At 45.1% G+C, this 8,082-nt stretch carries 10 protein-coding genes; 8 read left to right on the top strand and 2 right to left on the bottom strand.

Translation table 11 applies throughout. From position 1 onward, the window contains the following. The first annotated feature begins 18 nt into the window (after positions 1 to 18). Both BUB67_RS14030 and BUB67_RS14035 read left to right on the top strand, forming a co-directional pair. Positions 19 to 3,495, top strand: coding sequence for a 6-pyruvoyl-tetrahydropterin synthase-related protein (locus tag BUB67_RS14030; RefSeq protein ID WP_073240035.1), 3,477 nt, complete (start codon positions 19 to 21; stop codon positions 3,493 to 3,495). Beyond that, complete coding sequence (locus BUB67_RS14035; RefSeq protein ID WP_073240036.1) at positions 3,492 to 3,860, top strand: hypothetical protein; 369 nt, start codon at positions 3,492 to 3,494, stop codon at positions 3,858 to 3,860. Before BUB67_RS14030 ends, BUB67_RS14035 begins: the two co-directional genes overlap by 4 nt. Before the next feature lie 546 nt (positions 3,861 to 4,406). Here BUB67_RS14035 and BUB67_RS14040 read toward each other — a convergent pair. Then, positions 4,407 to 4,835, bottom strand: a complete 429-nt coding sequence (locus BUB67_RS14040; protein ID WP_073240037.1) for a helix-turn-helix domain-containing protein — start codon at positions 4,833 to 4,835, stop codon at positions 4,407 to 4,409. Between the two features lie 205 nt (positions 4,836 to 5,040). Between BUB67_RS14040 and BUB67_RS17465 the strand changes: the two genes are divergently transcribed. Together BUB67_RS17465 and BUB67_RS14045 are read left to right on the top strand one after the other, a co-directional pair. Then, positions 5,041 to 5,199 (top strand): DUF6906 family protein, encoded by a 159-nt coding sequence (locus BUB67_RS17465; RefSeq protein ID WP_420795748.1) that lies wholly within the window; start codon positions 5,041 to 5,043, stop codon positions 5,197 to 5,199. Next, positions 5,199 to 5,426, top strand: a complete 228-nt coding sequence (locus BUB67_RS14045; RefSeq protein WP_073240038.1) for a hypothetical protein — start codon at positions 5,199 to 5,201, stop codon at positions 5,424 to 5,426. The genes BUB67_RS17465 and BUB67_RS14045 overlap by 1 nt, the downstream gene beginning before the upstream one ends. On the opposite strand, the gene BUB67_RS16240 is transcribed toward BUB67_RS14045, so the two are convergent. Further along, on the bottom strand, positions 5,377 to 5,649 hold the full coding sequence (locus BUB67_RS16240) for a hypothetical protein (RefSeq protein WP_143157096.1): 273 nt from the start codon (positions 5,647 to 5,649) through the stop codon (positions 5,377 to 5,379). The genes BUB67_RS14045 and BUB67_RS16240 overlap by 50 nt on opposite strands. Before the next feature lie 75 nt (positions 5,650 to 5,724). On the opposite strand from BUB67_RS16240, the gene BUB67_RS16480 reads away from it, so the two are divergent. The 4 genes from BUB67_RS16480 (at position 5,725) to BUB67_RS14060 (ending at position 7,798) form a co-directional block, all read left to right on the top strand. Next, the gene (locus tag BUB67_RS16480) at positions 5,725 to 5,901 is read left to right on the top strand and encodes a hypothetical protein (protein WP_159431849.1); all 177 of its coding nucleotides are present in this window, start codon (positions 5,725 to 5,727) and stop codon (positions 5,899 to 5,901) included. A 23-nt stretch (positions 5,902 to 5,924) separates the two neighbouring features. Then, entirely contained in the window at positions 5,925 to 6,143 is a 219-nt protein-coding gene (locus BUB67_RS14050; RefSeq protein WP_073240039.1) for a helix-turn-helix domain-containing protein, read from the top strand. Between the two features lie 13 nt (positions 6,144 to 6,156). Beyond that, positions 6,157 to 6,462, top strand: a complete 306-nt coding sequence (locus BUB67_RS14055) for a hypothetical protein (RefSeq protein WP_073240040.1) — start codon at positions 6,157 to 6,159, stop codon at positions 6,460 to 6,462. Between the two features lie 148 nt (positions 6,463 to 6,610). Beyond that, positions 6,611 to 7,798 carry a transposase domain-containing protein gene (locus BUB67_RS14060; RefSeq protein ID WP_073240041.1) on the top strand — a complete coding sequence of 396 codons (1,188 nt, stop codon included), beginning with the start codon at positions 6,611 to 6,613 and terminating at the stop codon, positions 7,796 to 7,798. Positions 7,799 to 8,082: the final 284 nt, after the last annotated feature.

Consider the following 8,082-nt stretch of genomic DNA (forward strand, 5'->3'; position numbering starts at 1 on the left):
AGGGTGGTTCTTCCTAAAATGGGGGAGATCAAGATCGCTTGTCTTGAAAATGACGTTATAGAAATACTCAAACAAGAACTGCAAGCACTAATCAACCAGAAAAAGCAATCTGAGGATAAAATAACCAATCTGAAATGCCAACTGGCTGCCAGGGAAGCAGAAGTGATGACTGTAGAAAGAGCCCTGGCCGAAAGTAAGAAAATAGCGAGGGAAATTGAAGATCAAGCGCTACAACGGGCTGAATCAATGGTAGAAGAAACGAAAAAAATTGTCAGAGAAAAAGAAGCATTGATCAAGTCTGTTGAATCGGAAATAGCCCGGTTGGAAAAAGAGCTTGAACTTTATCATCATCTGGTTAACCAGTTGATTACCATTGGTAAGACAAACAACACCGGTGGTGACAGGAGTTCCCGAGAAAACTTACATTCCGTCAGCATTCAAGAGATTAAACCCTTTACAAACGGCTCACTCTACACCATTAAAATGGTTTGCTTTTTGAACGCGCGGCATTTTGTTTCATTTAGCGGAACTGCCGGGCCTGTACACGCCCACTCCTGGCAGGTGCAAATCAGCGCCCAGGTAAACTCAGACAACCCGGAGCTGGTAACCTTTACAAAAGTGATCGAGTCCATTAAAACCGTATTTGTTCCCTATGAAAATACCATCTTAAATGAAGTTTACCCCTTTAACATCATTCAGCCAACCACTGAAAACATGGCCCTTTATTTCTATAACCGTTTAGAAGACACCCTTGCAGACCTTGGCCTGAGTCTTAATACACTATCCGTCTGGGAGACACCCACCAGAGGCATTGAGGTGTCCAACCGCTATCAAGAGTTTGACCGTATTCTTCAAAATCCGGAACAGTATGAGGTGCCGTCAGAGTTTAAAAAAGAAGCCGCTGCCGGTGTAGAACCTGTGCCATCCGTACCAATACAAGATGAAAATAAGGAAAGCGCTGTCGAGCATAATGACAGGGAAATTTCCACCGGCAATCCCAGCAAGTATGCCTGGGTGTTGGCTCTGGCCGTTATTAGTCTATTTGCCACTGTCGCTTACTATAACATCCTTTTCCCGCCGGCAGGTCAGCACTACCCGTGGGGGGCGGACACTTCGTTGCACCTCCGGCATGCAGAATATGTTTATAATGAATTTAGAAAGGGAAATTACTTTCCCCAGTTTTTCGAATATTCCTATACCTCCTTTGATCCCTTCATATACTGGGGGTCACTGTCTTACTATTTACTGGCATTTTTCCGTGCAATTACGGGAGACTTCATTTTAGCAGGTAAGTATTTTATTTTTACGTGTTATCTGCTGGGGGGGTTTTCCTGTCTCATTTTTCAGCGGCGGCTGGGATTATGGCCCGCCACATTAGTCGGAATCATCTGGACAGTATGGATTACTAACCTCCACGTGGCCTTTGTCGATGGCAACCTGCCAAGGGTCATGGTTACCGCCCTGCTTCCGGTATTGCTTGAAATGTACCTCAGGGTACTGGAGAATAGGAAATCCATTTATGCCATTCCGATAACTGTTTTCCTTTTTCAACTGGTAAACCTGGGTCAGGTTTACAACGGTGTGGGATACTTCCTGTGCCTGTTCTTGTTCACCTTTTTCCTGTGGATTTTTCAAGGGTGCAGTTTTAAGGACTGCTTGCGGGGCATTCTTGTCCTGACAGCCGGTATTTTGGTATCTGCATGGTGGCTTTTACCTATTTTAAATAATCACATGGACACCGGGACATCCACTGCCGGCAGCGGGCTCATTCCAGCCGCCATTGCCCTGGACCCATTTTATCGTTTTTCCGATCACGACAGTTTTTACTGGGGAATAAGTTTACTCTTTGTAATTCTGGCAAACTTCCTGACCTGGCGGTTAAAACTGTCCTGGGCCAGGAGTTTAACGATGTGCGGCATTGTCCTGATGGTGCTCACCTTTCCTTCCCTGGAGCCCATCTATCACCTGCTTCCTTTGAGTCAACTGACCTGGCCGCTCTGTTTTACCGATTTTGCTTCCCTTGGATTGCTGGTTTCGGGGGTTGCCTTCACCACACGCAACAAGCAGCACTGGTTATTACGTTTTAAACAGGCCCCTGCGGTACTGCTGGCAGGGATTTTCCTGGTTTTAATGACAGATTGCCTCTTTTCTTTGGGACTTCTGGCTAAGACAGAAAAAGACAGGCCTGGTTTGCCAAGTTCGGAATTACTACAGAATCCCACCGGCTGGCGTCATTCTTTGATTGATTTAAGAAAGGCAGATTCTAGTCCGTCTTTTTTACTTTCCTCGCCTCCCGGTCATGGGCGAGGAACCGGTTGGGTCTGGCAGGGGAACTGGACGTCTAAACAGATTATCTTTTCTAACCATGGATTGGATCAACAGTATTACCCATTTTTGTTTCGCTCCGGCCTGTACCTAGGAATAACAGACATGGCGGTTGCAGACGCTGTGTTAACAAATCCGGAAGAATTTCGCAAAGCTGCAATGCTTGCAGGTTACCACCGGCGGGGAACAGATGGTTATTATAGCATCTGGAGCAATGATCACGGTCCTTATCTGGTTGAGAAGAGTTATAAATGCCTGGTGATTGGAAAGTATGCAGAAATCGTAGGGTTATTGTTTCCTGAAGTGGAGATGGGGGTGTCCCGTTATATAGATGACTATTCTCCCACTTTTTTAAGGAAGTATCCCACGATTTTGCTGGCAGGGGCCAAGTGGCAGGTGAAATCAAAGGCGGAAGAAACGGTCAGGAACTATGCGGCAGCAGGCGGTCAAGTATTGGTAGACCTGGCCGGGATGTCAAAGAATGTATTGTCCGGAACACCACAATTTTTAGGGGTTGCCGGTGAGCCGGTTTTGCTGGACAGTCGCCTGGAGATTTTCGGACAGGGAAAGAACCTTTCTATACCCCTCTGGTCCGCAACAGCCACCCCAAATTCACCCGTCCCCGCAGGTTTGGATAAGGTAACGTTTTATGTACCGCTGGGATTGGATAACGTGGAACTGAAATTTATCTATCATGGTAATGAAGCTCCTGTTTACGGGTATAAGCTGGTGGACGGGAAAAAGATCGGCTTTTTGGGAGGCAATCTGATTCACCAGGCCTTTCTTACCGGGGACAAGGTTACTTTAGATCTGCTAAGGGAAATTTTAGGCCTTAGCTCCCAATATCATGCCTGGAACATCATTCCCCTCGCTGATTTTAAGGTGACTAAAAATGGTTATCAAATTCATTACCGTTCGGAGCGGAACCTAGGGGCCATTGTCCCGGTAGTAGCCCAGAATAACATGAAAGTAACCATTGATGGTGTTTTAACTCCCTATAGTAAATTTGAAAACCTTTTACAATTAGACCTACCTGCCGGCAGTCATGTCATTACCATAGAACGCTCATTAATACCCATCCAGTTATTGGGTATCGGTCTTTCTGCAGGTTCACTCCTCTTACTTATCTTTATCCTCTATCGTGTTAAGCGGGCGGGTGAAACTGCATGATAAAAACAAGTCCTTTGTTCGGAACTTTACTGGTTGCTCTGCTCTTTTTGTTTTTTGCCTCTTCCTCCGGGGCTGAACAGAATATCAGGTTGGACGGAAAGTTTGAAGACTGGCGCGGCCGGACTGTTTTATCAGACAGGGAGGGTGATGGTTCGGCCGGGCTTGATTTGAAAAAGCTCTCCTGGGGAACTACAGAAAATGAAAAACAATTGTACTTTATGATTGAAAGACATCCTGTGACAGGTAAACCAACGGGTACTTTACAATTCCGGATGTTTTTTGATATCAACGCCAACGGAAGTTACAAGGACAGTATTGATAAATTTACCGAAATCACCTTTAACCCAGGAGAGAGTGTGGATTAACAAAATAATTGACAAAAGAGGGATAGAAAAAGTTTATCCGGGAAACCTCGGGAAACCTTGATTTAAAAGGGGTTATCGTGGGATAGGCCCGGAAACGGTTGACAAAAAAGATGAGAACGGTCTCGCCGGTGGAAAATATAAAAAAGAGAGCGGCTGAAAGCACTGGAAGCCTTGTAGCGCAAGGGGATAAGGTGCTTTTTTGCTGCTCTCTTTTAATTATAACAGCCGGTCGGCAGAAAGAGAACAGGCCGGGCGTGCGAACGGGGGCGTTACTAGGCGTGCGGGGCGTGCGAAGCCGGAGACGAATGCGGGAAAAATGCAGGTAAAATAAGCGTTTGCGGCTCTTATAAAATCTAACGCACGGCGTGCGAAATTAAAAATTTCGGGGCCGTTTCCGGCCAAAGCAATTGAACAAAATACACATTTGAGAAAAAACGTGTTCAAATGCAGTATTTACAAGGGTTTAGAGGGTTTGCAAAGTTAATAATTTAAGCTAAAGCAATTGAACAAAAAAAGATAGAAAAATCTATCATAAAATGACAAAAATTAAGCCGTTTCACTTGCGGCTGCCTCTTCCCCTGTTCCTCCATTCGTCAAGCCGAATGACGTTCCCTTTTTAACCGTTCTTTCATACAACATATCAATATTAGCCTTTGCATACTCCTGGTCTCTTGCGTCCAATTGTCGGAACTTCCAAAGCATTTCTTTTTCTTGTTCTGATAAAGGCCCCAGCTTGTCAGGTAGATATTTTGGCGGCTGCTCTTTTTGAACAGGTTCCTCACCAGTCAATAACCAATCACAGCTTACCTTAAAATATCCGCTTGCCGATATTACTGTTTCAACTGAAGGTTTGCATTTATCTTTTTCGATGTCGCTCAAAGTACCTTGCGAAATCCCTATTGCAGCGGCAAAGTCAATTTGATTAAGGCCCTTGCTTTTCCTCAACTGTCTAAACCTCTTACCAATGGAATCCAATAAAACACCCCCTCTCATATCCGAATATCCTATAAAATTATCCGTTATGCTTATATTTTGTTTGACATTATCGGTTTACGGATATATAATTAAAATGATAGATTTATATATCCGTCTCAATTATATCGGAAAAGCAGAAGGTAATAAATAGTTTTATCGGAGGTGAGGAAAATTATTCCTAATTCAAACGGAGGGAGATGAGAGATTGAAGCACGGCAAGAGGCCCACCAGGGCGCAAAAAATCAGGATTAAATCTCTTGGACTCAATCCTGATAACTGGTTGGTGGTGAAAGACTGTAGAGAATGCTTCCAGGTAGTTCACAAGGTGTCAGGTAAAACAAGAAAAATAGGAGGTCAAGCGTAATGTTTAACAATGGAGCATTAAGAAAAAAACTCAGCGATGAAAAAATTTCAAAGCTCGATTTAAAAGGAGTCTTGTTATCAGATTTAATTTTAGAGTATCAAAATCAAAACAGCATACTGAGTTACGCTCATCTTGAACGAGTCTTTATGACAGTAATTGCCAAGACTAAAAAGCAGTTCAAGAATCATCGTCAGATGAATCAAGCTCAGGCAACAAAGTCTTTTTAATGGCTTTTTCGATGGTCTTGAGAGCAAGGAAATAAGAATCTTGAACACAAAGAGTTACAAAACGAAGAGTATCTTTATTGATACTCGAACAGTGACGCTCAGCGTAATCTTGGATATTGTTTTCTAAGTCTACGGAGATTGATAAAGATATCTCACCAATATTAGAATTTAGCTCATTTAAAAAATCGTAAAGCTGGTCTTCATCGAATGGAAACTTAGACATATAATCACCTCCCGTGATATAAAATGTGTCGCAACTCCATTATATCACGGGAGGTTAAACGAGAGGAGGTGCAGCGTGACAAGGTTAGATTTATTCAAAAAGTATCATGACATGGCGTGCCATAATCTTCTTTGCTACTCAGCCAATTATCTGATGGAAAAGCCAAAGGAAGGTTATAAGAAGGAATGGAACGAGGCACGGCAAGAGGTTGAAATCCTTGAGGAGTTAATCAGGGAGCAGACACAAGAGTAATCACAACGGAAGGAGGATGCTGGATGCAACGCAACAAAAGACAACTGACGGCCTTCGGCGTGCTGGTCAAAAAAGCACTGATTGAAAGACGGATGACGCAAGTCCAGCTTGCAGAGAAGGTCGGAACCAGCAACAAATACTTAAACCTCATCCTCTACGGGGAGAGGTCGGGCGAGAAGTACCTTGCCAGCATAGCGGAGGAACTTGGCTTAGACCTGGGAGAGGTCAAAAAAATAGCGTGAAGGAGGAATAGCTTTGAAGAATGTCAAGGATTTTCTTCTTGAGTTGGACAGCCTCAAGGTCGGGATGGGAATGAGCGAAGGAGTAATTCCGGAAATCATGCTCATTATCCTGAGAACAAAACAAAACGAGCTCAAACGGCAAATCGAGCAGGTACAAAAGGAAATCCAGAAGGGCATTGAGGACTTGTTTGATTGCATCAGCCTGAAGCAGGCCAACATTGAGACCCTCAACAACATTGACACATACCTCCAGGAGGAACTCAGGAAAGTTGAGGAGAGCATGGGCAAAATCAAGGAAAAGGTGACAAAAGGCGCATGACCGGAGGGATGGGGATGTTCAACAATGGCAGAAGAAAAGAGCGTCCAACCGGTAAGAAGCGACGCTCTTTTCAAAAGCCGTTGATGAAGGAAAGCCTCATCCCCTCCATTTTATCAGATTTTAGGCCAAGGGTAAAGGGGGGAAGGATTTGGCTGAAACATTTGTCACGCTCGAAGAAGCGGCTGAACTAGAAGGGTTAAATTATTACACGCTTTATCGAAGGATTCAAAGGAATCCGGGAAGTTTTAAGACCCGGACTGAAGAGAGGGACGGAGGCAAGGACAGGGTTTTGGTTGCCCTCTCCTCCCTCTCCAAGAAAGCAAGACGGGGCTATAAGGAAAAGGTAAGCATTAGCGGGAGTGATGTAGTGGTTGAACAGAGGACAGGCCAAGAAGCTCCCTGGTATGTAGGCGTTGACCTGAATTGGTATCTTGAGAACTTCTCAAAACAATATTATCAGGCGGTCGAACTGGGCAAGCGGATACAGGAGTTTTTGAATTACAACGACGGTGAGCGGACGGCTTTCGCTGAGGAGTTTGCGGAGGAGCTGGGCATCAGCCAGCGGACTCTATACCGGTACGCCAAGGACTACCTTGAAGCGTCAGCCTGGGCCATGAGGCTCCATAAGGAAAACGGCCATAACTACGATTTTCTGAAGGTGCTCTCCTTGTGCAGGAAGCCAAAGGAGAAATTCACGTTCCCGTCCCTGGACGATAAAGTCAGGGCCTATATTGAAAACGTGTGGTTTGACAAGGACTTTGCGGCCAACGACGGGACGGTTGAAATGCTGTACATGAAGCTTGGGCAGGTGGCCGAACTCCAAGGATGGGAATACCCATCATATCAGACGGTTACGAGGTATATCAACTATCTGATGGAGGAAAGACGGGCCAAGAACGCTCATTTTCTGGCGGCCAAAGGCATGAGGGAGTATAAAAACAAGGTGATGGTGAAGGGTTCACGGGACACCAAATCCCTCCCGGTCTTGGGCCTCCTGCAAGGTGACGAACATACATTTGACTGCTGGGTCGCCTTTACCCATCCAAACGGCAAGGTTACGGCCATAAAACCCCGGCTCGTGGGCTGGGTGGACACAAGAAGCAGGGTATTCCTCGGTGACATCATCTGCCGACACGCCAACTCTCAGATTTTGAAATTGTCCTTGCTCAAAGTGATTTACGGCACGCCGGGGGGAGTACCCCAGTGGCTCTTAATCGACAACGGCAAGGACTACAACGCCAAGGACTTGACTGGCATCAAGCGGAGTGAGCGGAAGCAGAAGAAGGAGCTCCAATTCGACGAAGAGACTAAAGGCTTTTTGTCCACTTGCACATAAATACCTACATAATCATGTTGTTCCTTTTCATAATTAAACAGCCGGTATCTATTTATCCCCTCCAAGCAAAGTGCTAAAATCTTAGCAAATTACTCTGGGGGGATTTTTATTGGTCATTGCCTACAACTTTAATATTTCGTTAGAAGATTATGCTGCCCGGGGTATTAACAATGCTTTCCCCAGGATAAACCGGTGTCCTCATTGCCGAGGTATGGTTAATCTCCTCCGACACGGCTTTTATTGGCGAAACGCCATTGAGGGGGAAAAGTTGTACAGGATACCAG

The sequence above is a fragment of the Desulforamulus putei DSM 12395 genome, from assembly GCF_900129195.1.
In the GTDB taxonomy this organism is placed as follows: domain Bacteria; phylum Bacillota; class Desulfotomaculia; order Desulfotomaculales; family Desulfotomaculaceae; genus Desulfotomaculum; species Desulfotomaculum putei.